This window comes from Rhizobium sp. SG741 (assembly GCF_012275435.1).
In the GTDB taxonomy this organism is placed as follows: domain Bacteria; phylum Pseudomonadota; class Alphaproteobacteria; order Rhizobiales; family Rhizobiaceae; genus Rhizobium; species Rhizobium lusitanum.
This window is the reverse complement of record NZ_JAAZQP010000013.1, coordinates 88,850-112,234: the sequence shown is the minus strand read 5'-3', so window position 1 is coordinate 112,234 and position 23,385 is coordinate 88,850. Positions and strand designations below refer to the sequence as shown.

The following is a 23,385-nucleotide window of genomic DNA, read 5'->3' as shown; positions in this document are numbered from 1 at the left end:
AGTCGGCTGATCACCTGATTGTTGCGGCCCTGTTTCGTCTCTCGATATAGCTGACCAGCCGCACCATCGGCCAAAGGAAAGCGAGATAGATCAGCGCCGCACCAATCAGCGGGGTAGGGTTGGCATAAAGTGCCTGCGCGTCGTTTGCGTCCTTCAAAAGTTCCGGCAGGGCGACCACCGAAGCGAGCGACGTATCCTTGAACATCGACACGCAGTTGCTGGTCGTCGGCGGGATTACGAGTTTCATTGCTTGCGGCAAGATCACCTTGCGCAAGGTGATGACGAAAGGGAGGCCGAGCGCCTGCGCTGCCTCAAACTGGCCCCTCGGAATGCTTTCGATACCGGTCCGGAATACCTCCGCCGAATAGGCCGACATAACAATGGTGAACGCGAGTGTCGCCGATACCAGCGCAGAAAAACGGATGCCGACAAATGGCAGGGCGTAGTAGATCAAGATCAGCACCACCAATACCGGAAGGGCGCGGCAGATGTCGATAAAGCCGATCGCGAGCCAGCGGAATGGCGATGGCGCATAGAGCCGGACGAGGCTGACCAGCATGCCAAGCGGGACGCCCAGACCGATCGCAAGCAACCCCAGGATAATGGTGTTGACGAGGCCGCGCAGCAGCGCCGGGACCGCCGCGCTGAGCACAGCCGTATTGAAAAACGTGTCGATAAGGGTCATCAGCGTCCGGGAGGTCGATTTGTCGGATGTTCCGAACGGCGCCGGCCCGGAATGTCGGGACGGCGCGATCCGAAGGCAGCTCGGTATGCGGCCGTCAGCCGTTGGGCAGCGGTTCTTCCTTGGCAGTGGAGGAATCGGCCGGGGCATCCGTGCCAAACCACTTCTTGTGGAATGCCTGCAGCGTGCCATCCTTCTTCATCGCGGTCAGCGCATCATTGATCTTTGTAAGATAAGGCGAGCCCTTGGTCATCATCACGCCGTATTGCTCGTCAGACGTGATGCGCTCGACCACGCTGAGACCATGCATCTTGGTGAAGGCATATTCTAGGTTGGGCACGTCACTTGTCACTCCGTCCAGACGTCCGGAGGAGAGATCGAGCAGGGCATCCAACGGGTTATTGTAACCCTTGACCTCGCTGAAGCCGTATTTCTTCTGGTTGTCTACTAGCCATTTGTAGCTCGTCGAGCCGGAATGTGAGCCAACGACCTTGCCCTTGAGGTCTGCGAGGCCCTTCACGACGCCATCGGTCCTGGCGGCGAGGCCCAAGCCAGAATCGTAAAAAGGCTGTGTGAAGGACTGCGAGGCGAGCCGCTCCTTCGTGATTGTAATGGACGAGATGGCCGCGTCGATACGGCGCGAGCTGGTGGCGGCAAACAGTGGCTGGAAATCATAGCCTTCGATGTCAACATCCATGCCAGCGCGTTTCGCCGCCTCGGTGATGATGTCCACTTCAAAACCTTCGAAGGCACCGCTTGCGTTCTTAAATTCGAACGGCGGGTTGTTCGGGAAGGAGCCTACATTGAGCGTGCCCTCCGCAAAGGCAGCGAAAGGCGTGGCTGCCACGATGGCCGCGGCGGATAGGATTAGAATGCGACGACGGGTAACGTTCATTTTTCTTTCCCTCTGGTTGGTCCGGTCAAGGTCCTCCCTCCCGCCGGCATTGCTTGCCGCCGCGCGCTCCCCCGCGGGCGTCAATTCTTCGTCTCGTGCATAGACCCGCGTGTGAACCTCATGGGTTTCCTCCATCCATGGGCCGCGTTAACGGCCGCGATGGATTACTTGCCAAGAGAGTCGATAGCTTGGGTAATCGCGCGATCCAACACACTGATACCGAAGTCGATCTCCTCGTCACTCGAGGTGAGCGGTGGTGCGAATCGCATGACGCCCGCCGTGAATGCGCCGGTAATATTGGCGGATACTCCGAATTCCAGCGCCAGTTCAGTCACCTTCTGAGAGATCGACGTTGCACTGTGCCCAGCGTACGGAACGAATTCCATGCCCAGTAGCATACCGCGGCCGCGTACATCGCCGACACATTCATGGTGTTGGAGAAGGTTCTGCAGCCCCTTTCTCAGGCGCGTGCCCAGAGCCTTCGATCGTTCAACGAGTTGATCCCGCTTGACGATCTCCAGTACCTTCAGGGCGACCGAGGCGGGGAGTGGGTCGTTGACATGCGTCGTCACGAAGGTAAATCCGCGTGCGTCTGCAACTTCTGCAATCGCGTCGGACGTCGATACGGAGGACATTGCCATTCCGGCTCCGAGTGTCTTTGAAAGCAAAAGAATGTCGGGCACGATGTCGTCGCGTTCGAAGGCAAACATCTCGCCGCTGCGCCCGAGGCTTGTCTGTGCCTCGTCCACAATGAGAAGCATGCCCCGGCGTTCGCAATGGCTTTTGAGTGCCGCGAGATAGCCCAGCGGCAGGTCAAGAACCCCGCCAGTACTGAGAATCGGTTCCGCTATGAATGCCGCGAGATTGCCGGTCGACTGGCGGTCCAACAGTCCGAAACTATCGTCGAGTTCCTGCTGCCATGTCACACCGGGAAAACGGGGCCGGAATGCGTTTGGTGCGGGAATGGCGAAGGCTCCCGGCATCATCGGTCCGTGACCGCGACGCCCAAGCGAATAGGTGGCTGATGCAGCGGCGCCGGTCGAGCCGTGATACGATTGCGCAAACCCAACGATTTCCCACTTGCCGGTCACGACCTTGGCCAATCGAATGGCCGCTTCGACCGACTCCCCTCCCGTCGAGAGGAACATCGATCGCGGCAGACCCGGAACCAACTCGGCCAATTTCTCGGCCAGATCGACAACAGGCTTGGTAATCATCATACTGAATAGATGATCGAGGCTGGCAGCTGCACCACGCATTGTCTCGACAAGCTCCGGGTGGGCATGCCCAAGTACAGAGCTCATCTGTCCAGACGTAAAATCGAGGACGCGCCGGCCAGATGCGTCGTATAGCCACGAACCTTCAGCACGCTCGGGCACGAATGACGTGAAATCGCCGCCAACTCCCATGTAGCGAAGCAGGTTCTTGTTCGCCTTTTCCCAGATTAAGCTATCAAAATTGCCCGACGAGATATTCATATTCAGGATCATCTTTCCAATGCTCGGGAAAGCATTCTAAGCTTCCGCGTTATCCTGAAAGTAGCCCGCGCCGTCTGCTTCCGTGAAGCGCAAATAGTTCTCTCAAACTGATGAAAATATTTCTTCGATGCTGCACCAAATCTGGGTCGCGCAATGGCTGTTGTTGCAGCGTTAGACCGGGTGGGTGGACGCAGCTTGTTCCTTGAACCAAGTGACGACGGCATCAATGGTCGAGTGGGCTCTTTTCGCCGAGGGCGCCAATATCCAGTAGGACAGTCCAGGGCGACCGAGAGTTGGAAATGGAGAAACGAGCTTGCCGGCAGACACCGCGTGTTGGACCAAAATGCTGCTCTCCAGGATGAAGCCTAGTCCATTGGCAGCAGCCTCGATCGCCAGATGGGAGGGATCCAACTGGACTGTGTCGACAGGATTTGAATAGAAATCGATGCTTTGTAGGTCCAGCCACTCTTCCCAGGAAACCGAGTTTTGAAAGGTGCTGACAAGAATCTCTCGAAGCAAATCATGCGGAGAATCCAGCGTGCGACCGTTGAGCAAATCGGGAGAACAGTGGGGCTGAAAATGCTCCGAGAACATATGTGAGGCCCTGTCCGCCCAAAGATCGTCGTCGCCGTAGACAATTTGCACGTCGGCCGGTGCGTCCGTCAGCGGAGCCCAAGGCAGTCTGTCACCTTGCAAATGCGAGCCCTGTGCATTCACCCGGATGTCGACCCCAGGAAGATGCGCCATCAGGTCGGTCAGGCGTGGTAACAGCCAGCAATGTGCAAAAGATGGAGGTGCTTCGATCCTGACGACATCCAGCGCACCGCCTTTCTTCCCGCGCGCTTTGATGTCGCTGGTGGCGGCGCGCAGCCGGCGGATACCCTGGCGAATAGAGCGGGCATATTCCGCGCCCTCCGGCGTAAGCGTCACGCCACGTCCGACGCGGTCGAAAAGTCGGACCCCGAGAATTGCTTCGAGTAAACGAATCTGGTGGCTGACTGCAGATGGCGTCAGATTCAACTCGTCGGCCGCGGCTTGGAAACTTGCTGCGCGGGCCGCCGCTTCAAAGACCGAAATGCCGCGTAGGGGAAGCATTCGCTCAGACATTAATCCCCGCTTTCCGCTCTCCTGCGCGCTAACCATAGCCAGAGGATGGTAGAAAGTGATTGTCCGATCAAGGTCCAACAATGGCTTATCGCACCTGCGAAGGCTCAGTGAACTCTATTTTCAGTGTCATTTGCTTCGGTAATGAGTTCCTGCGTTTCGTCTCCCCAAGCCGCCATAGCCTCCATCAGCGGCCGCAGCGTCCGGCCGAGTTGGGTCAGGCTATACTCCGTCTTCGGCGGGATCGTCGCATAGTCGTACCTCTTTATTAGCCGCAAGCCCTCAAGCGCCCTCGGGGTCGCTGGTTCTTGTCCCTTTAAGACCTACCAATTCAACAAACGACTTTCGGTCCGAGGCAGGCGATGTGGCCGCCGGTCGCCTCGCGAGCACCAGGGGTGCGTCCAGCAGCCAAAGCCCGCCGATGCGACTGTGGTGTGGTGATAACACGGAGTAAGACGCTGCCACTGCCTAATGTTGTCTAATCGCGTCGAGTCGAACTAACGCATGCCCCGCACCGCCAATTTGAATCAAAAGGTCTGCTTTCATCTCCCCGTCGGTGACGACCTTAATCTTGGTCCATTTGTCTATCTTGGTGTCGAGGGGTACGGGCAAGCCTTCTCGCAGCAAGAGAGTAAGCTCGGGTGCTATGTCCGATTTGTAGATGCAAATTCTCATTGCGCGGACCCAACTGCATAGAATTGTGACAGTTATATTGCGCCGCATTACCAACTATTGCAATGCCACAAAACGCTTCTCCGCAAATGTGCCGAGATATGTGTCCGTCCGACTGTCCATATGCCGCCGTTTCTTCCGGCTATGAGCCTGAGATAAAGGTCGGCCAATCGGCTCTGTCGCAAACTCCAAGCGGCGACGCGGAAGATTGGTCTCGAAGCCGGCACTCGCCATCGCAGGCAATGATTGCTTCCCGGTTCGTCTGGCTACCGTCAATGACGATACTATCTGGTCGGTCGTGACGTTTCCGTGCTTTGCGAATAAAGCGTTTGGCAGCCGGCAGGTCACGCTTCTCGCTGAAGAAGAACTCGACCGCGTCCTACGCTCTCGACGGCGCGGTGGAGATACATCCAGCGACCGCGCACCCGGACATAAGTTTCATCAACGGGCCACTTGCCAGTGACCGGACGTTTCCTCCGGTTGAAGCGTTCGAGCAGCAGCGGCGCGAAATGAACGACCAGGCGATAGACCGTGGAGTGGTCGACGTGAATTCCGCGCTCGGCCATAATCTCTTCCAGATCACGCAGGCTGATATTGTAAGCCAAATACCAACGTACACACAGCAGAATTACTGATCGGTCGAAGTGACGGCCATTGAACATCGACGAGCTCCCTGAAATGGAAGAGTCTTCATGTTTCAGCCAACGATTGGCCGTAGTCTGACTTTGCAACGTGGGCTGGTGTTCAAAAATGACCACACGCGTATTGGAGTAGGAGCGAGTCCACCTCCTAAGGCAGGTCGACTTCGCGGCAACCACGACCTCGATTAAAATGGGCGCAGCTAGCATCCCCAACGCAACGCGCCGGTTGCAACAGGCGAATCCCACAAGGAAAATTCCTCGTCACTGAGGAAAGCGAGCGTGACAGAAAGGCCCTGCATGTCGAGCGACGTGGCATAAGTGCCAACAAGCGAGCGCTCGATCCGCAGGCCGTGGTTGACCATGAACCGGTGGGCAGTGTTGTAGGCGAGATAGAGTTCGGCTGGTGGCGTGCCGCCAAGCCCGTTGACGAAAAGCAATGCCTTGCCGGCGGTTCGGGCGATGTCATTGAAGACCGTTTCGCTCAGATGCCTGACGATTGTGTCGGCGTCGGAGAAGGGCTCCCTCGAGTGGCCCGGCTCCCCGTGAATGCCGACGCCCATTTCCATTTCGCTCGGTCCGAGCGCGAAGGTTGTGCGCTGCGTGTGCGGGACCGCCACGCCAGTAAGGGCAACGCCCATCGATCGGATGCGTGGAGCAAGACCATCGCCAAGGCCTTTCAGTTCGGCGAGCGTCATGCCTCGTTCGGCCGCGGCGCCAAGAAGCTTCTCCACGATTAGAGTACCGGCGACGCCTCGGCGCCCGCGCCTGTCGCCCGTCCCTGCCGTCTCGATGTCGTCGCCGACGATGACCGTTTCAATCTTGTGGCGGCTAGATGCTATCTCTGCTGCCATTTCGAAATTCATGACGTCGCCGTCGTAGTTTTTCACCACCAACACGCATCCGGCCCCTGTGTCCGCCTCTTCGATGGCGCTTGCGATCTGACTCGGCGTGGGAGACGTGAAAATATGTCCGACGCAAGCCGCATCGAGCATGCCGCGGCCGACGAATCCTATGTGCATTGGCTCATGACCCGCGCCGCCGCCTGATATGATCGCCACCTTGCCCGGAACCATGTGGCGACGGCGGATAAATTTGCGGTCGACGCCGAACACAACGAACTCCTCATGGGCGCGCACAAAGCCTTCGACGCTCTCGGCGACCATGGTTTCTGCTGTGTTGATGAACTTCTTCATCAAGCCCCTCCCAAGGCGATGATCGTCTCAGTCTTGTCGCACCCAACCGTAACGCCGTTCACTCCGGCGGTCCGGAAATTGCTGCTATCTTCTGCACCAGATCGGCGATTGCTTCCTCCAGCAGCCGGTTGCGTCGCTCGTCGCCGAAATCAGGGACCATGAGTGAAAGATGCCGCAGTTTTTCCGAGGCGCCAAGCTCAGGCAGTTTACCGGGATGCGCATTTTGGTAGGCCTCCAGAAAACGCTCCTGTTCGGCGGCGCTGACATGACAAACCCGGAAGATCGTCGCGAGATGCCGCGCGGGTAGAGGCGTCGCGTAGGTCGGGCTTGTTATCTGCGTGACGAAGCTGCGATGCTTGCCTAGTTCCGTGGCCAGCCGCTGACGGGTTCCGGAAGGTCGGTTGTCGATGATCTGCGCCAGAATTGATTTGTAGGCGATAATGGCGTCTTCGGTTTCTTCGCGCGCCATCTTATTCTCCGGCTGCCTTTGTCCCACCGGCGTTCAAACCGACGATCGCCGATCTTATCGCGGGAAGTTGAGCGGGCGCCATGGAAAAATGCCGGATGCCGACGGCGAGCAGTTCTGCCGTCAGGCGCGGATCGCCGGCCATGTCGCCGCAGATGCTGAGCGGTTTGCTGCCGGCAAGTTTCACGGCATAAGCGAGCAGGCGCAGGACAGCCTGCGCGGCCTTCCCGCGATGTGCGGCGAAATCGGCATCTTCGCGGGTCGAGGCGGCAAGATACTGCGCAAGGTCGTTGGTGCCGAATGAAAAGAAGTCCGCGCCTTCGAACTGCTCGAGCATGAGCGCGGCGGCCGGCACCTCTACCATCATGCCAATCGAAGGCAGGCGGTGCGGCACGCCCCGGCGCGCAAGCTCGGCCGCCTCTTCTCGAAAGATCTGCCGCATATCATCGACTTCCGACGGAAAAGTCACCATCGGCAGCATGACGCGCAGATTACCGAAGATCGCTGCACGCAACAATGCACGTACTTGAACGCGCGCAATCTCAGGTCGGGCAAGAAGAAGGCGGATGCCGCGCAATTCGGGCGAAGTTGCGAGGCCTGAGAGTGGCTTGTCGCCGCCGACGTCCAGCATGCGGATCGTCACCCCTCTGCCGCCGGCCCAGTCAAGGATGCGACGGTAGATGGCGAGTTGCTTCTCCTCGTTTGCGGCATCGGCGAGCGAGAGCAGTGCGAATTCGGAGCGCATCAATCCGATGCCGGCTGTCGTCGCTGCCGCAACCCCGTCGATTTCGTCGGGGGCGTTGAGGTTGATAGACAACAGAATTTGCGAACCATCCGCAGTCTGCAGCATCCCGTTGTCTTCAGCTGGCACTGTGCTTGATGCTGTAAGCTCGGGTCGGATTGGCGCTGCGCCCTCCTTGTCCATCTGAAGGACGATCACGCCTGCATCTCCGTCAACGAGTATATGTTGGCCGCCAGCGGTGACGAAACGTCCCGCGCTGATAACCATTGGGACCAACCGTGATCTGGCAAGAAGGGCGACATGGCCCACGGCACTGCCGGCGTAGAGCGCAATGCCGCCGCCCGCAGACCAATCATGCGCGAGGAAACGGCTGGGCTCCATGTCCTTGCCGACATAGATAGATCCGGCCGGAAAGTCCTTTACCGGCGTCCCCGTCAGCGCCGCCAGCACGCGATTTTTGACGTCCAGAATATCGACGGCGCGTGCCTGCGTCTGTTCTTCTTCAGCACTCTCCAGTTCATGGATGTACCCATCGAGTGCCCCAACCCACGCGAATATGACATTCTCGCCCGCATCGATACGCGCGCCTGCCACTTCGGCGATCGTCGGATCACGAAGCACTTCGAGCTGAAAATCGATGATGTCGCCGCCTTCTGCGTCGGTGCCCGCGGCAAGGTTCTGAAGCTCGTCGATAGCGGTTTCGATGGCCGCTGCCAGCTCTGCGTGCCCTGAAACGGCCGATTGCGACGGGGCACCGGCGGCCGGCGGTTCCGCGATATAGGCCGGCCCGGATGCTACCCCCGGTGAGGCTCTGGTGGCTTTCAATCTAAGCGGTACGGCCATGTTTCTTTTCTTCATCGAAGTTGCGCTCGATGAGGTCCTTCAGTGCCCGGATTGCCTCTTCTGCCAGGATTCCGTCGGCGCGGATTTTCAGCATGGAACCCTTGCGGATCTTAGCGCCCATGATTTTGATGATGCTCTTGCCATTCAGCCAGACGTCGCTGCCATTGACCGCGACTTCGATCGAGCAGGGAAACGACTTTGCCAACCGCGTGAACGTTACCGAGGGGCGGGCGTGCAATCCTACCCCGTGCTTCACTTCGACCTCCGTCTGGCAACTGGCATGCACTTATTCGGCCTCCCGGTTTCTTATGCGCAATTCGCCGCTCATCAGGGTGACAGTTCTTCTGCTGTCGCCACAACCTTTGCCAGCGATGCCCCGCCGGAGGCCTCGGCAGCCGCGATGACCGCGCCTTCCACCACCGGAGCATTGCAGATCGAGATGAGTTTTGCGCGCGGCAAACCGAGCATTTCGATGGCCATCTCGCTGTTGGTTTCGGCCCCGCCAAGGTCAACGAACACGGCGACCCCTGCTTCTGACCAGGCCTCTTCTATTGCCGTCAGGATGCCGCCGGCATCCGTGCCGAGCTCTCCGTGACTATTGCCGCCCGACCAGGCGAGCGGCACGCTGTCGCCCACCATCTGCCGCACCATGTCGGCCGTGCCTCGCGCGACCAGCGGCGAGTGGGAGACGATCACAATCCCGACGTTTGGGGTCTTCTCACTCATGCCGGGCCATGCTCCTCAAGGTAACGGCAGATAGCAATTGTCAGAAGAGCGCAGCTCGATGCGCCCGGATCAACGTGGCCGATCGAACGCTCTCCAAGATAGGCTGCCCGGCCGCGCATGGCCTTCATGGCGGCGGTAAACCCTGCGGAAAGCTCCGCCTGACGCACGATATCGGTCAATGGCGAATGGTGCGCAAGCGCATCTTGCACAGGGTACAGCACGTCGAGCAGGGTCTTGTCTCCCGGGTGCGAACGCCCGCGACGGGCAACGGCATCAATGGCCTGCTTTAACGCCAAGGAAAAGTCCTGTCCTGCATCTGATTTGCGAAGCTCGCGCCCCATTTCCATTAGCAGCGTTCCGTAAAGCGGGCCGGCCGCACCGCCTATGCTCATCACCAGTGTCAGGCCTATCCTTTCCAGCGCGTCAGGCAGGGGAAGACTTGAAACCGCTGCCTCTTCGGCGCTAACCGCTTCACAGCCGCGCCGCATATTGGTTCCATGATCGCCGTCACCGATTGCGCGATCCAGCGCGCAGAGATGATCGCTATTTGCCGCAATCGTCGCACGGCAAACTTCAATCAATCCCGCAAGAAGAACCGGTTCTGCCTGCACCTGTTGTCCTCCCTACAGCAGCGCCAGCTATGTCAGCGATGCCGCAACTTTAAATACGTTTGCCACAGCCACCGCGCCTGGATCCGGCACTCCCTCCAGATCCTTCTCTCCAACGTATGAGGCGCGGCCGGCCTTTGCCTTTCGCATTGCCTTCGTCGACTCGGCGCCATCCGCTGCAGCCCTTGCCGCGGCCGCGATGTCACCTGACGTCAAGGCAGAGAGCGCTGGCGCCAGTGCATCGACCATCGTGCGGTCGCCGACGCCCGCGCCTCCATAAAACGTCATCCGATCGAGCCCGGCAAGTAGAGCGACAGCTAAATCAGCCTTGTCCGCCATGGCCTTGGACGCGGCCGTAAAGAAGATCGAGAGCAGCACGCCGCTCGAGCCGCCCATGCTCGTACTCAAGATCTCACCGATCGACGCCATGGTGGCAGCAGGATCCTTCAGCTGCAGCGTGTCGATGCGGGAAAGAATGCTGCGCGCTCCCGTCGCCACGGTGGAACCCGTATCGCCGTCGCCGACGCGGCTGTCCAGGCGATTGAGCTCACTCTCGAGGGAAATCAGATGCTCGCACAGCGCCGTCAATAGGCGACGTATCCGATCGTCGTCGCTGGGAGACGTCGCTGCATGCCGCGCGGATACTCGCGGTGCAGGAACAATAGCGATCTCGTGCCGTTCGGTGGCCGGTAGCCAGGCATGCGGCTCGACCGCAGCCTTCAGTGCGGCTTCGCGAGCAGCATCCAACCGGATCAATGAAAGTGAGAAGCCGTTCATATTGAGCGCGGTCATCATCGGTCCCGGGCCGACAATCAGTCGAACACGGCCGGAAAGAGGTGAGGACAGCACGGCATTGGCGATAACGCCCATCTCAAGCGGTGGCACCGCGCCAAGGTTGTTGATCAGCAGTGCATAATTTTCTGCCTCGCTAACCTTGGCCGCCAACCGATTGGTCATCGTGGTCACCAGATCGGCAACCGGCTGTAGCACAATGCGTTCTACCCCTGGCTCGCCGTGGATGCCAAGGCCGAGCTCTCCTTCCTCGGCGCCAAGCCGATCTTCATGCGCCTGGCCGGGCACGCTGCAGGTCGAAAGCGACATGCCGAGCGAAACGATGTCGCGTGCTGTGGCCGCCGCCTGGGCTGCAACGGTCTCTAGGTCAGCGCCGGCTTCTGCGTGATAGCCGGCGATCTTGTGCACGAACAGCGTACCCGCAACGCCACGCGGCTGGTTGATGCCAGGAATTGCGATGTCATCGGCAACAATCACCATCTCGACGCCGAACCCTTCGGCACGCGCTTTTTCGGCGGCAAGGCCGAAGTTCAGACGATCACCCGTATAGTTCTTGACGATCAGGAGAGCGCCCTTGGGGCCGGTGACCGCGCGGATGGCTGTCAGCACCGCATCGACGGTGGGCGAGGCAAAAATCTCGCCTGATACAGCCGCAGTGAGCATGCCCTTGCCGACGAAACCGGCGTGCGAAGGCTCGTGACCGGCTCCGCCGCCGGAGATGATTGCGACCTTTGACTTATCCCAGTCCGCGCGCAGGATCACCTTGATCTCGGGGAAGGTATCCAAGCGGGCAAGTCGACCGGCGCTGCTTGTCAGGAGCAGGCCGTCCAGAGCTTCGGTAACGATGGTTTCGCGGCGATTGAAGAAATGTTTCATGGAGTGATACCCGTCTTTTCGTGCCAGTGCTTTCGTTCGTTCCGTTGCTTATCCGAGGCGTTGGCCGCTGGCGTCGAAATAGAGCGGATCGCGCAGCGTCAGGCTTATTCGATCACCTGGCCGGATCGTAAGATGTGGATCGGCGAGCGTGACGAGTTTATGGTCATGCACCTGGATGTGCAGGTGGTTCTGGTCTCCCAGGTGTTCGATCCAGTCGACTTTGGCATTGGCGTTCGCGTCGACAATGATATCGAGATGCTCTGTTCTTGCGCCGATCGTCTTAGTCCCGGGGGGCGGATTGGCGCCAGGCAAAAGATCGGCGGGCAATAGGTTGATGTGCGGCTGGCCAAGACGAGCAGCGACATGAAGACTGGCAGGATTGCCGTAGATTTCGCGGGGCGTCCCGACCTGCAACAGCCTTCCTCCCGCAACAATACCGATCCGATCCGCCATCGTCATGGCTTCGACCTGGTCGTGGGTTACATAGAGCAACGTCGAGCCGAGCTCTTTCTGGATCCGCTTGAGTTCGAGGCGAAGTTCCGCACGCAGCTTTGCATCGAGCGACGAGAGTGGCTCGTCCATGAGATAGATGGCGGGACGGCGCACCAGCGCCCGCCCGATCGCAACGCGTTGCATTTCGCCACCCGACAGTCGTGTCGAACGGTTCTCCAGCTTATGGTCGATCCTGACCATGCGCGCAATTTCCCGCACGCGTCGGTCGATTTCTTCGCTGCTGAGCTTGCGCACTGGCGCTCGTAACGGGAAGGCAAGGTTGTCGTAGACCGTCATGTGCGGATAGAGCGAATATTGCTGGAAGACGAATGCGACGTCCCTGTCGGCTGGAGCTTCGCTTGTGACGTTGCGACTGCCTATCTCGATGCGGCCGCTGTCGGGGCGCTCCAACCCGGCAATCAGGCGCAGTGTCGTCGTCTTCCCGGCACCCGTTGGCCCGAGCAGGACGACGAACTCACCGTCACGGATCGAGAGGTCCAAATCAGCGAGAGCCTGTGTGTCGCCAAACCGCTTGTTGAGGCCTTTAAGAACGACGTCAGCCATGTCATGCCTCCGAATAAAGTGCCGAAGCAATGGCGCGACCCGACTTGCACTCGAACAGCGCGAGCTTGGCCGGGTTGAACTCAAGACCAACCGTCTCGCCGATACGAAAGTTGCGATTTGCCGGGACGCGAGCCTTGATGACGCCGCTCGACGTCTCGATTGCTACAACCTGATTGGTCCCGAGATATTCGCTGCCGTAGACCGCTCCACGCAAAGGTGAGGCGTCGCTGAAGCGAATATGTTCGGGCCTGATCCCAAGCGCCAGTTCGGCTTCCGCCAAGTCCTGGTGTACCTCGGGAACGCTGACATCGACGCCTTGAAGCGATATCGACCGCGCCCCCGTCCGAAGGCCTGAGGTGAAGCGCATGAAATTCATCGGCGGTGAGCCGATGAAATCCGCGACATACATGCTGGCTGGCTTGCTGTAGATTTCCTGGGGTGTGCCGAATTGCTCGATGACACCATGGTTCATGACCGCGATCTTGTCGGCCATCGCCATGGCTTCGTGTTGATCATGCGTCACGTAAACCGTCGTCGCATGGATGCGGTTGTGCAGTTCGCGCAGTTCGTGGACCATGACTTCGCGGAATTCGGCGTCGAGCGTGCCGAGGGGTTCGTCCATCAGGAAGCACTTCGGGCGGCGCACGATCGCCCGGCCGAGAGCCACGCGCTGACGGTCGCCGCCGGCAAGTCCGGAAACGGATCGGTCGAGGATATGATCGATCTGCAGCAATCGCGCAGTTTCCTCGACGCGCTGGCGGATTTCCCGCTTCGGCATGCCTTGGGAGAGCAAGGGAAAGCCGATGTTCTTGCGCACGTTCATATGCGGATAGAGCGCAAAAAGCTGGAACACGAAGGCTATGTCCCGGGCACTGGCGCGATTGAAGGTGACGTCTTCGTTGGCAAGATGGATCTTGCCGCTGGTCGGAAGTTCAAGTCCGGCAATCATACGAAGTGTCGTCGTCTTGCCGCAGCCAGACGGGCCGAGCAATGCCAGGAATTCGCCATCCTGAACGTGGAAGGTCGAATCCTGCACCGCGACGAAGCTGCCGAATTGCTTGCGGAGGTTTTCGATTCTGATGTCCGCCATGGCTCACTCCGGGAACTTCGAGACGATGATGAACATGGCCGTGCCTGCGAGCAGCGTTACCAGTGAATAGGTATAGAGAACCAGCAGGAACGGTTGGAAGAGCATGAGAAAACCGATCGCAATCAGTGTGGTTGCGATGTTTTCCATCGGACCGCGGCGCAGGAAGAAGGGACGCTTAGCGCGGGAAGGGCGCGGTGTTTCGATGAGATGCGTCATTTGCGGACCGCTCCGAAGGTAATGCCACGCAAGAGCTGCTTGCGCAGGAGAATAGTGAAGACGAGGATCGGAATGAGAAAGATCGTCGTTCCCGCCGCGACTGCCGGCCAGTCCTGACCGCCCTCGCCGATGATGGTCGGAATGAAGGGTGGCGCCGTCTGAGCTTCGCCCGATGTCAGCAGGGCAGCGAAGGCATACTCGTTCCAGGCGAAGATCAGACAGAAGATCGCGGTGGCGGCGATGCCCGTGGTCGCCTGCGGCAGGACAACCTTCCAGAAGGCCTGCAGCCGGGTATAGCCGTCGATCATTGCGGCTTCCTCGTATTCCCTCGGGATCTCGTCGATGAAGCCCTTGAGCAGCCAGACTGCAAGCGAGACGTTGACAGCCGTGTAGAGCAGGATCATGCCCAGCGCCGTATCTGAAAGGCCAAGCTCGCGGTACATGAGATAGATCGGGATGGCGACGGCGATGGGCGGCATCATTCGCGTCGACAGGATGAAGAATAGCAAGTCGTCGGCAAGCGGCACTCTAAAGCGGGAGAAGCCGTAGGCGGCGAGCGTTCCCAGAAAGACCGCCAGGAACGTCGAGCCGAAGGCAATCACCAGCGAGTTGACGAAACGCGGCAGGAAGTTCGAGGGGCCGGCGATCACCATGTTTCGCTTGCGTGTCACCTCGTCGCATGTACCGGTCGGCACGGGTAGGGAGGCGATGTATTCCGGCGTCTGCCGTGTCCTGGTCGTCAGAAGGTTGCAATAGCCTTCCAGCGTCGGTGTAAAAACGATCTTGGGAGGGTAGCTGATGGAATCCGGCGGCGACTTGATGCTGGTCAGGAAAATCCAGACGAGCGGGATCAGGGTAATCAAGGCGTAAAGGATCACGATAACGCCGGCGATGCGTTTGCTGGTTGGGCTCGGTTCTACGACCGAATGGGCTGAGGTAACGGAGCTCATCGTTGCTTCACCCTGTTGAGTGCTTTGACGTAGATGTTGGCGAGGCCGAACACGGCCACGAAGAGGACAATGGCGAAGGCAGAGGCCCGACCTGTTGCCCAGCTCTCGAAGGCAGCACGCTTCAGCGTGATGGAGGCGACTTCGGTGGTTGAACCCGGGCCACCGCCGGTTAACAGCGTGACCATGTCAAACATCTTGAAGTTTTCGATGCCGCGGAAAAGCACGGCGAGCATGATGAAGGGGAGGGCCATTGGCACGGTGATCGACCAGAACTGACGCCATGCGGAGGCGCGATCGACCTCGGCAGCCTCATAAATGTAGTCCGGAATAGAGCGCAGACCTGCAAGGCATATCAGCATCACGTAGGGGGTCCACATCCAGGTATCGACGATGATGATCGCCCAGGGTGCCAGCGAGACGCTGCCGAGCATCTGGATGTTGGCTGTCGGGATGCCGGTGAGGAGAGAGACGGCGTAGGCGAAGAGGCCGATCTGTGGCTCGTAGAGGAAGCGCCAGAAGTTGCCGACGACGGCCGGAGACAGCATCATCGGGATCAGGATCAGCGTTGTCCAGAACGCGTGGCCGCGAAACTTGCGGTCGATGAGATAGGCGAGCGTGAAGCCAATCACCGTCTGCAGCATGATCGTCCAGAAGACGAAGTGCGCCGTCGTCTGCATCGCCTGCCAGATGTCGGGGTCGGTCAGGACACGCTCGTAATTGTTCAATCCGACGTTCTGGACCGGCGCATTTGGACGATTGGCGCGATAGTTCGTAAACGAGAGATAGATAGCCCATATGAGCGGGAAGATGTTGATAGCGAGAAGAAGGATAATGGTGGGGGCGATGAACACCCAGGCGATCGCTCGATCGGACAGGCCGCGGACGCGGTGAGCGACCGAAGTCGGCGTCGCCCTTGCGGTCGCGTCAGCTGCATTCTCGACCACGGATGAAGAGGAAATGTTCAAGATGTCACCTGGTGTTTGCGTATGTGAGACATCAGGCGGCCCGGCAGTCTTGGCGAGCCGGGCCGCCGTTCTGGCAAGGATGTTCCGCGTCAACTTGAACACTAGATCTTGCCGTCGTCCTTGAAGACTTCCGACCAGTCCTTCACCAGCCCATCAAGCGCTTCCTGAGCGGTGCCGTTGCCGGCCACGACATAATTATGCACGCGCTTCTGCATATCCTGGAGGAGAGTTGCGTAGCTCGGCTCGGCCCAGAAATCCTTGACGATTGCCATCGAGTCCAGGAACGCCTGGGCATAGGGCTGGCTGGAGGCAAAGTCCGGCGCGTTCACAACCGATTTCAGGCAGGAGTAGCCGCCAAGTTTCCACCATTTAGCCTGGACTTCAGGCTGGGCGAACCACTTGATGTACTGCAGAGCGGCGTCCCTCTTGTCGGAATAGGAGACGACGGAGATGCCCTGTCCGCCAAGCTGAGCGAAATGCTTCTTTTCGGCAGGATTGGGGAAGAAGCCGATCTTGTCGCCGCCGACCTTCTCGTCCTTATAGAGGCCTGGCCATGTAAAGGCGAAGTTCATCTGCATTGCGACTTGGCCGGATTTGAAGGCATCGGCGGACTCGACCATGTAGACGTTGGAGCTACCGGGCGGGGTGCAGCAATCATAGAGTGCCTTGTAGAATTCCAGACCTTTCACCGCATCGGGCGAATTGACGAAGCCTTGCATTTGATAGGGCTTGTCCGGGTTGTCGTACTGGAAACCCCAGTCGTACAGCACGTTCGTCACGCCCATGGTGATGCCCTCAGAGCCGCGTTCGGTGTAGATCGACGCCCCATAGACGGTTTTGCCGTCGATTTGACGCTTCTGGAAAAATTCGGCAATCTGCTTCAGCTCGTCGTAGGTCTTCGGCGCCGAGAGATCCCAGCCATACTTTTCCTTGAATTCCTTCTTCAGTTCCGGCCGCTCGAACCAGTCCTTGCGGTAGGTCCAGCCGACCACGTCGCCCATGGCAGGCAGCGCCCAGTAGTTCGGCGTATTCTTCGGCCATTCTGAGTAGCCCACCACCGTCGCCGGCACGAAGTCATCCATCTTGATGCCTTCCTTGTCGAAGAAGTCATTGAGCTTGACGTAGTGACCGTTTTCCGCTGATCCGCCGATCCACTGGCTGTCACCGATGATCAGGTCGCAGAGTTTTCCGTGGGAGTTCAATTCGTTGAGGAAGCGGTCCGCGTAACTCGTCCAGGGCACGAACTCGAATTTCATTTCGGTGCCGGTCTTGGCAGTGAAATCTTTTGAGAGTTCGACAAGCGCGTTCGCCGGGTCCCAAGCAGCCCAGCAGAGTGTCAGTTGGTCGGCTTTTGCGAGATTGGGCAGCGCTGACGACATGATGAATGCCGAGGCCAACCCGATAAGAGCTTTCGATTTCCTTTGCATAAGTTCCTCCCAGAACTAAAGGCCGGCCGGTTCCCTGCCGACGTGCAAGCTCACCACTTTCAGAGAATGCCTACATGAGCTCCCCAATCTTCATGTTTAGCAATATGTTTAGTGATAGACATTTTTATAAACATTGCAAGTGACAATCGTTGTTGCAGTGCACATGTGTACGGGACGCACCCGGTCGTCTTCTTCGGCCGGATCCCAATTGTCGTTGCCGGGGGCGTCTCTCTCCCGCTTGGATTGCTTCCGGCCCTACCGGCGCGTGCGCCTGCAACCGTACGCTCCGCCTGAGAACAATCGAGCGGTGCGGTTCTCATCCCGGCGCCAGATAAACGACGAATAAGAGCGAATTCGGCATCGTAAACTTAACGTTGCGAAGTCAGGAGCTGGGTTTCCATTTGGTGCTGACGGTCGCAGGCAGAAATGCGCCTGAAGTGTTTCGCTATTTCGAATCAATTACGGGCTGCCGTGAAACAGAAATCGGACGAGTTTCATATGGAGTTCAACAGCAAGGCGGTGGTGCAAAGTGATTGTTTCCCTTGCCTGCCGGACGTTCGGCATATATATTGGTGAAATGCCTATCAATTCATCCGAAGCATCTTCACATTCACACATTCCGATGGATGCGCTGAGCGAAGTTTTGCAAGACTTTCGCCTAAGCGGAGTCAGCTATGGTCGCTGCGAGCTGCGACATCCGTGGAGCATCGCTTTTCCGCAACAAGCGTTTCTTCGCTTTCACTTTGTCAGCCAAGGTCCATGTTGGATCCATACCGAAGCAGAGGGTTGGCAAGAGTTGCGCGAGGGCGATCTGGTGCTGCTTCCGCAAGGCACCGCTCATCGGCTTGCTAGTGCGCCGGATGTTGTCGGGGACTCGCTCGATGGTTGCCAGGTGACCAATCTGGGGAGCAACGTGTGCGAAGTGGTGAGAGAAGGAACTGGCGCGGCAAGCACTCTTTTCTGCGGCTCCATGGCCCTAGGAGCTTGTGCGCTAAACCCTCTGATCACGCTGATGCCAGCGATCATCAAGGGCTGCGACGTGGCCGGCAATGACCCAATTGTGGGACCCTTGCTAGCGGCTATGACGGCGGAGGCGGCGCAGCCACAAATGGGCAGTGCCACTATCTTGTCACGAATGGCCGACCTGCTGACAGCCCGGCTCATTCGCTGTTGGGTCCATTGCACTGGTGCCTCGACCACAGGCTGGCTTGCCGCCATCCGCGACCCTCATATCGGCCGCGTCCTCGCGGCCATGCACCGAGACCCTGGCCATAACTGGACCCTCGAAAGCCTCGCCGGCTTGGCAGGTCAATCACGCTCGATTTTCGCCGAGCGCTTCAGCGCTATATTGGGGGAAGGACCGGCACGTTATCTCGCGCGTCTTCGCATGCAGCTTGCCGGTGAGTTGTTGGGCCAAAATGGTATGTCGGTTGCCGAGGTCGCGGCCCGTTTGGGTTATGAATCCGAAGCATCCTTCGCTCGCGCGTTCAAGCGCATCACGAACGTCTCGCCGGGTGTTGTGCGTCGCACAAATTCCGGACGAATAGACATTAATTTCGGATTATAAGATACATTTCATCCGAACGGATTGGTCTATGAGGGTATCCAAACCTTGGAGATCTTCAATGACGGATACAACAATACAGCTTGATGGCGCGGCGCAGGACGTTGATGCTATCGCGCCGGTCGCATGGAGCGCGAATACCTGGTTCGCGGTTCTTTCGCTGGCAGCAACCAGCTTTGCGCTGGTGTCAGCCGAATTTCTGCCGGCAGGCCTGTTGACACCGATGGCACGCGATCTCGGCATCAGCGAGGGAACCGCCGGGCAGGTCGTCACCGCGACGGCCTCCGTAGGCGCCGTGACGGCCTTGTTGAGTAATGTTCTTATCGGAAGATTGAATCGCAAGACAGTGCTGGTTGGTCTCAGCGCCCTGGCAATCGGCTCCAATATCCTGGCGACGGTGGCGACCGATTTCTGGATACTATTGTTGGCCAGAGCGGGGCTGGGTATCGCTATCAGCTCTTTCTGGGCACTTTCAGTTGCAGTCGTCGCGAGACTGGTGGGCGCCAATGCAACAGGTCGGGGCATGGCTATCGTCACCCTCGGCGTCTCACTCGCTACCATCGCTGCACCGTCGATGGGGGCGTTGATCAGTGACTGGTTGGGCTGGCGCAGTGCCATGGCGATTACCGCAGGACTGGCCGCGATTGCCATGCTGCTGCAGCTACTCAGCCTGCCGACTTTGCCTGCAACGACAAGCAACAGTCTTGCCGATGTCTTCAGGCTAACTCGGCGTCGTGGGGTTCAGCTCGGTATGCTTGCTATTCTTGTGCTGATGACAGGGCATTTTGCCGGCTCGGTTTATGTCCGCCCCTTCCTCGAACATGTGACCCTCCTCACAACTGGCCCAATTGCTCTGGCGTTGCTCGGATTTGGCATCGCTGCGGTCATCGGTAACATCGCAGGCGGTCGCATGGCCGACGCCAATATCCACATGGCTCTCGCAGTCACGTCCGCATTGATGGCATTTGCGGCGCTCGCATTGGTACTTTGGGGTTCCCACATCGGCGTTGCGTTCGGCTTCGCTACGCTTTGGGGTTTTGCCTTTGGCATGGCTCCTGTGGTGCTGCCAACCAACTTATCCCGCGCAGCGACTGATGCGCTGGAAGCAGCGGGCAGTCTGATGGTCGTTTCCTTCCAAGTCGCTATCACCATCGGCGCCGTTGTCGGCGGTTATGTCGTAGACACTTATGGCGCCACTGGACCCTTGGCTCTAACTGCTGCGCTTGGCGCATCGACCCTAGCGCTGGCGCTGCTACAACCCCGCAGTTGAGCTTAGCTTCCGGCGGAGAAACCAGACGTCAATCTGCATGTCGATGCGATAAACGGACTTCATGCTAGAGGCTTCAGGGCGCCGCAGCGAGGAGGCGCTGCTTAATCCTACCATATTCACGGTCAGCGCCGAAATCTATGCCGAATACCTTGCCCGACTGGATGCGCCCACGCAGCCCAATGAGCGCTTGAGACGCACCATGTCAACCAAAGCGCCGTGGGATGAGGCGTGCCTCTCAACGCACCCATCCCACTGGCCGGTCATCACGAGTTGGCAGAGTTCAATTCCAACGTCCCTGACCTGGATGACCGGCTGCGTCGCCGCGCTCGCACCAATCGGGCAGGTGGCACGTCGCGTACCTTTGTCGGGTGTGGGGGAAGCCGCGTCATCGCGTATTACGCACTCAAATTTATTCAATTACTGAACGTTCGTGTTGCAGATTCTACACTCATATCGAAAAACGAGCGTGTGAAGAGCCTATGTGGACGCTACTTTTCGCTGTACTTTTTTAGGAATATGCTATTGAGCGGATTAGGCCCATGATCGGCTACACCGCTTTCAGGTGCATCTTCATGAATTTTGACCGACATGCCGATTGAGCAGGGCGCGCCTTGCTCAAGCGAATGGCTTTGACTTTGGGTAGTTTTGTATGTCCCGCGCGAATAAGTCCCTCTCCTTCAAGACCCTGACATCTGTTGTGTTCCTTTCCTCGCCGCTGTTTGCATTTTCCGCAATCGCGCAAGAACAGCCTACACCCGCGGCTGCCAATACGCCTTCAAGTACTGGTTCCGCTGAAGGGACCGCTGCCGCGGCGAGCGAACAACAGCCGGCACCTCAAGCGCGGGTTCAGAAATTCGACGACTGGTATTATCGTTGCATCGATGGAAAAGCTGCGGACGGCTCGGCAACGACGAGCTGCGAAGTCGCGCAAATTGCGACGGTCAAGCAGGGCGACCAGGACGTCAACATATTGACGCTGGCGGTCGCCAAGGCGCCGGCTCCCGCCGCCGCAGACAAGAAGACAGCGAAGCAGCCTCCAAATGAGCTGTTTCTGACGACGCTTGTACCGCTCAACATGTATCTGCCTGCCGGCATCGGTATCGATGCAAGTGACAAGCCGATCGTGCAACTAGCTTACCGCAACTGCAACCAGGCTGGCTGTTGGGCGCAACAGAAGCTGGACGGCAAGATGGTGTCAGCACTTGCCAAAGCGACTGATGGCACCGGTCACGTGCAGATGATGAATGGCCAGAAGGTCAACATCAAATTCTCGTTGAAGGGATTGTCTGCGGCGTTGGACGCATTGCAGAAGCCCGCCTCGAAGTAAGCGGACGGCGGGAATCGCTCATGACACTGGCTTTAAGGCCGTCTCCTCTGCAGAGCGGCCAAGGCTTTTCGAAGTCGTCTTTCGTTGTGCCGTTTGCCGGCGCATTGCTGTCGGTAGTCCTGGCTTCGTCCCGGGCTGTCGCGCAGCAATCGCCGAATGACGACTTCGCGCGCCGTCAGGCGCAGGAAGCCGAACAACAGCGGTTGGAGACCTTGGGCCGAATGACGCCGAGGCCCACACAGGCCGAAGCTCAACAACCGGCAACATCAGGCGGCCAGAAGGCCGGTCCATGCTTTGAGATCACCGATGTCGAGGTCGAGGGGATGAAGCAGTTTCCGGCCGCCACCATCGACAAGGTGACCGCAGGTTATGCGAACCGTTGCGTCGGGCTCAGTGAGATCAACGGGCTGCTGCGCGACCTGACGCATCTCTACCTCGACAAGGGATTCGTGAGCTCGCGTGTCTACGTGCCGGCGCAGGACATTGCCAAAACCAAGACGCTGCGCCTGGTCGCCGTCGAAGGCACGCTGTCCGACATCTACATCAACGGCAAACCGGCCCCCGGTTCCGGCGTGCTGGCAACGGCCTTTCCCGGCATGAAGGGTGCGATCACCAATCTGCGCGACATCGAACAGGGTCTCGACCAGATCAACCGCCTCTCGTCCAACAACGCCAAGACCGCGATGCTGCCGGGCAAGACCGACGGCACCTCGATCCTCAATGTCGAGAACAAGCCGGACCACCGGTGGCATCTCTCCTTCGGCAACAGCAATCTCGGGCAGGAACAAACGGGGTATTCCAAGTCCTCGGCCACGGTTGGCTATGACAATCTGTTCGGCATCAACGATCAATGGAACTTTTCGTACGAGCATAGCGGCCCGGATTATCCCTGGCGGAACGATGGCGTGGGCAAGAGCAACAGCTATTCCGGCAATGTCAGCGTGCCCTATGGCTACTGGACATTGTCGCTGAATGGTTCCTGGTATGGCTATGACAGTTCGGTTCCCGGCAATTTCGGGCCGCTGAAAACGTCTGGTACCAGCAAACAGGTTGGCATCGGCGCCGATCGCGTGATCTTCCGTGACAAGGATTCGATCACCACCCTGAACACAGGCTTGACCTACAAGGAAACCAACAATTTCCTGCTCGGCAACAGAATAGAGGTCGGCAGCCGCAAGTACACGGTCGGCGATCTCGGCATCTCCCATTCCCGCCGCATGCTGGGCGGGCTTTGGGTCTTCGATCTCTCCTATAGCCAGGGGCTCGATCTCTTTGATGCGGTCGCGCCCGGCGATGTCGGGGCTGGAGACGCCGATCCTCGCTTCTCCAAGTTCACCGGCACGATCACCATGACCCGGCCGTTCGAGCTCGCCAGCCAGCGCTTCGAGATCAACTCGATCGTCACCGGGCAATATTCGCCCGATAATATGTTCGGGGCCGAGCAGATCTCGGTCGGTGGCTATTCCTCTGTGCGCGGCACGCGCGAGACCATGCTTTACGGCAATAACGGCTTCTTCGTCCGCAACGATCTCGTCTGGCGCACGCAACCTTTTTCCGAGAATGCTGAGCTTGCGAAGATCCTCGGCGAGTTCCGCCCCTATCTGGGTCTCGATTATGGGCGGATCGCACGGCAAGCTCGCTACCAGATCGCGGGTGGCGACATGTTCGGTTGGACGGTCGGCGCCAAGCTCGCCGGCGGCAATGTCAACTTCGATATGGGTTATTCGGATGTCTTTGGCGGCACGGTTAACCGCCGCGACTCCGGGCTTCTGTTTGTCAGTACGTCAGTGAGGTGGTGAAGG

General features: G+C 58.7%; 21 protein-coding genes and 2 pseudogenes. 5 read left to right on the top strand and 18 right to left on the bottom strand.

The window, feature by feature from the left end; all coding sequences use genetic code 11:
- Positions 1 to 10 precede the first annotated feature (10 nt).
- From FHT29_RS27590 to FHT29_RS27500, 18 genes and pseudogenes are all read right to left on the bottom strand, one after another.
- The gene (locus FHT29_RS27590) at positions 11 to 685 is read right to left on the bottom strand and encodes an amino acid ABC transporter permease (RefSeq protein WP_168597197.1); all 675 of its coding nucleotides are present in this window, start codon (positions 683 to 685) and stop codon (positions 11 to 13) included.
- 94 nt (positions 686 to 779) lie between these two features.
- Positions 780 to 1,577: an ABC transporter substrate-binding protein gene (locus FHT29_RS27585; protein ID WP_047641462.1), complete on the bottom strand. Its 798-nt coding sequence runs from the start codon at positions 1,575 to 1,577 to the stop codon at positions 780 to 782.
- 164 nt (positions 1,578 to 1,741) lie between these two features.
- On the bottom strand, positions 1,742 to 3,067 hold the full coding sequence (locus FHT29_RS27580) for an aspartate aminotransferase family protein (protein ID WP_037198047.1): 1,326 nt from the start codon (positions 3,065 to 3,067) through the stop codon (positions 1,742 to 1,744).
- Between the two features lie 159 nt (positions 3,068 to 3,226).
- Positions 3,227 to 4,162 (bottom strand): LysR family transcriptional regulator, encoded by a 936-nt coding sequence (locus FHT29_RS27575; RefSeq protein WP_168600579.1) that lies wholly within the window; start codon positions 4,160 to 4,162, stop codon positions 3,227 to 3,229.
- Between the two features lie 874 nt (positions 4,163 to 5,036).
- Positions 5,037 to 5,493, bottom strand: a pseudogene (locus FHT29_RS27565) (IS6 family transposase); the annotation flags it as partial.
- A 179-nt stretch (positions 5,494 to 5,672) separates the two neighbouring features.
- Positions 5,673 to 6,665 (bottom strand): dihydroxyacetone kinase subunit DhaK, encoded by a 993-nt coding sequence (locus FHT29_RS27560; protein WP_168600577.1) that lies wholly within the window; start codon positions 6,663 to 6,665, stop codon positions 5,673 to 5,675.
- 58 nt (positions 6,666 to 6,723) lie between these two features.
- Entirely contained in the window at positions 6,724 to 7,134 is a 411-nt protein-coding gene (locus FHT29_RS27555) for a hypothetical protein (RefSeq protein WP_037198054.1), read from the bottom strand.
- A gap of 1 nt (position 7,135) precedes the next feature.
- On the bottom strand, positions 7,136 to 8,716 hold the full coding sequence (locus FHT29_RS27550; RefSeq protein WP_168600576.1) for a putative PEP-binding protein: 1,581 nt from the start codon (positions 8,714 to 8,716) through the stop codon (positions 7,136 to 7,138).
- Complete coding sequence (locus FHT29_RS27545) at positions 8,700 to 9,002, bottom strand: HPr family phosphocarrier protein (protein WP_037198056.1); 303 nt, start codon at positions 9,000 to 9,002, stop codon at positions 8,700 to 8,702. The genes FHT29_RS27550 and FHT29_RS27545 overlap by 17 nt, the downstream gene beginning before the upstream one ends.
- A 41-nt stretch (positions 9,003 to 9,043) precedes the next feature.
- Complete coding sequence (gene dhaM, locus FHT29_RS27540) at positions 9,044 to 9,442, bottom strand: dihydroxyacetone kinase phosphoryl donor subunit DhaM (protein WP_037198058.1); 399 nt, start codon at positions 9,440 to 9,442, stop codon at positions 9,044 to 9,046.
- Positions 9,439 to 10,053 carry a dihydroxyacetone kinase subunit DhaL gene (gene dhaL, locus FHT29_RS27535; protein ID WP_037198059.1) on the bottom strand — a complete coding sequence of 205 codons (615 nt, stop codon included), beginning with the start codon at positions 10,051 to 10,053 and terminating at the stop codon, positions 9,439 to 9,441. The genes dhaM and dhaL overlap by 4 nt, the downstream gene beginning before the upstream one ends.
- A 27-nt stretch (positions 10,054 to 10,080) precedes the next feature.
- Positions 10,081 to 11,718, bottom strand: coding sequence for a dihydroxyacetone kinase subunit DhaK (locus tag FHT29_RS27530; RefSeq protein ID WP_168600575.1), 1,638 nt, complete (start codon positions 11,716 to 11,718; stop codon positions 10,081 to 10,083).
- 48 nt (positions 11,719 to 11,766) lie between these two features.
- Complete coding sequence (locus tag FHT29_RS27525; protein ID WP_037198063.1) at positions 11,767 to 12,774, bottom strand: ABC transporter ATP-binding protein; 1,008 nt, start codon at positions 12,772 to 12,774, stop codon at positions 11,767 to 11,769.
- A gap of 1 nt (position 12,775) precedes the next feature.
- A complete protein-coding gene (locus FHT29_RS27520) occupies positions 12,776 to 13,864 on the bottom strand; it encodes an ABC transporter ATP-binding protein (protein ID WP_037198065.1) in 1,089 nt (362 codons plus the stop codon).
- Positions 13,865 to 13,867: 3 nt separating this feature from the next.
- Positions 13,868 to 14,080 carry a hypothetical protein gene (locus FHT29_RS27515; RefSeq protein ID WP_168597191.1) on the bottom strand — a complete coding sequence of 71 codons (213 nt, stop codon included), beginning with the start codon at positions 14,078 to 14,080 and terminating at the stop codon, positions 13,868 to 13,870.
- Complete coding sequence (locus FHT29_RS27510) at positions 14,077 to 15,030, bottom strand: carbohydrate ABC transporter permease (protein ID WP_037198072.1); 954 nt, start codon at positions 15,028 to 15,030, stop codon at positions 14,077 to 14,079. The genes FHT29_RS27515 and FHT29_RS27510 overlap by 4 nt, the downstream gene beginning before the upstream one ends.
- Positions 15,027 to 15,995 (bottom strand): sugar ABC transporter permease, encoded by a 969-nt coding sequence (locus FHT29_RS27505; RefSeq protein WP_210255552.1) that lies wholly within the window; start codon positions 15,993 to 15,995, stop codon positions 15,027 to 15,029. The genes FHT29_RS27510 and FHT29_RS27505 overlap by 4 nt, the downstream gene beginning before the upstream one ends.
- A gap of 101 nt (positions 15,996 to 16,096) precedes the next feature.
- On the bottom strand, positions 16,097 to 17,422 hold the full coding sequence (locus FHT29_RS27500; protein ID WP_037198074.1) for an ABC transporter substrate-binding protein: 1,326 nt from the start codon (positions 17,420 to 17,422) through the stop codon (positions 16,097 to 16,099).
- A gap of 577 nt (positions 17,423 to 17,999) precedes the next feature.
- Between FHT29_RS27500 and FHT29_RS27495 the strand changes: the two genes are divergently transcribed.
- The 5 genes and pseudogenes from FHT29_RS27495 to FHT29_RS27475 all read left to right on the top strand — a co-directional run bounded on the left by FHT29_RS27495 (position 18,000) and on the right by FHT29_RS27475 (position 23,382).
- Positions 18,000 to 18,989, top strand: coding sequence for an AraC family transcriptional regulator (locus FHT29_RS27495; protein WP_210255561.1), 990 nt, complete (start codon positions 18,000 to 18,002; stop codon positions 18,987 to 18,989).
- 58 nt (positions 18,990 to 19,047) lie between these two features.
- The gene (locus tag FHT29_RS27490) at positions 19,048 to 20,256 is read left to right on the top strand and encodes an MFS transporter (RefSeq protein WP_047563200.1); all 1,209 of its coding nucleotides are present in this window, start codon (positions 19,048 to 19,050) and stop codon (positions 20,254 to 20,256) included.
- Between the two features lie 52 nt (positions 20,257 to 20,308).
- Positions 20,309 to 20,485: pseudogene (locus FHT29_RS27485) on the top strand (DUF1778 domain-containing protein); the annotation flags it as partial.
- 420 nt (positions 20,486 to 20,905) lie between these two features.
- On the top strand, positions 20,906 to 21,583 hold the full coding sequence (locus FHT29_RS27480; protein ID WP_168600573.1) for an invasion associated locus B family protein: 678 nt from the start codon (positions 20,906 to 20,908) through the stop codon (positions 21,581 to 21,583).
- A 20-nt stretch (positions 21,584 to 21,603) separates the two neighbouring features.
- Positions 21,604 to 23,382 carry a ShlB/FhaC/HecB family hemolysin secretion/activation protein gene (locus FHT29_RS27475; protein ID WP_168600572.1) on the top strand — a complete coding sequence of 593 codons (1,779 nt, stop codon included), beginning with the start codon at positions 21,604 to 21,606 and terminating at the stop codon, positions 23,380 to 23,382.
- The last annotated feature ends 3 nt before the right edge of the window (positions 23,383 to 23,385 follow it).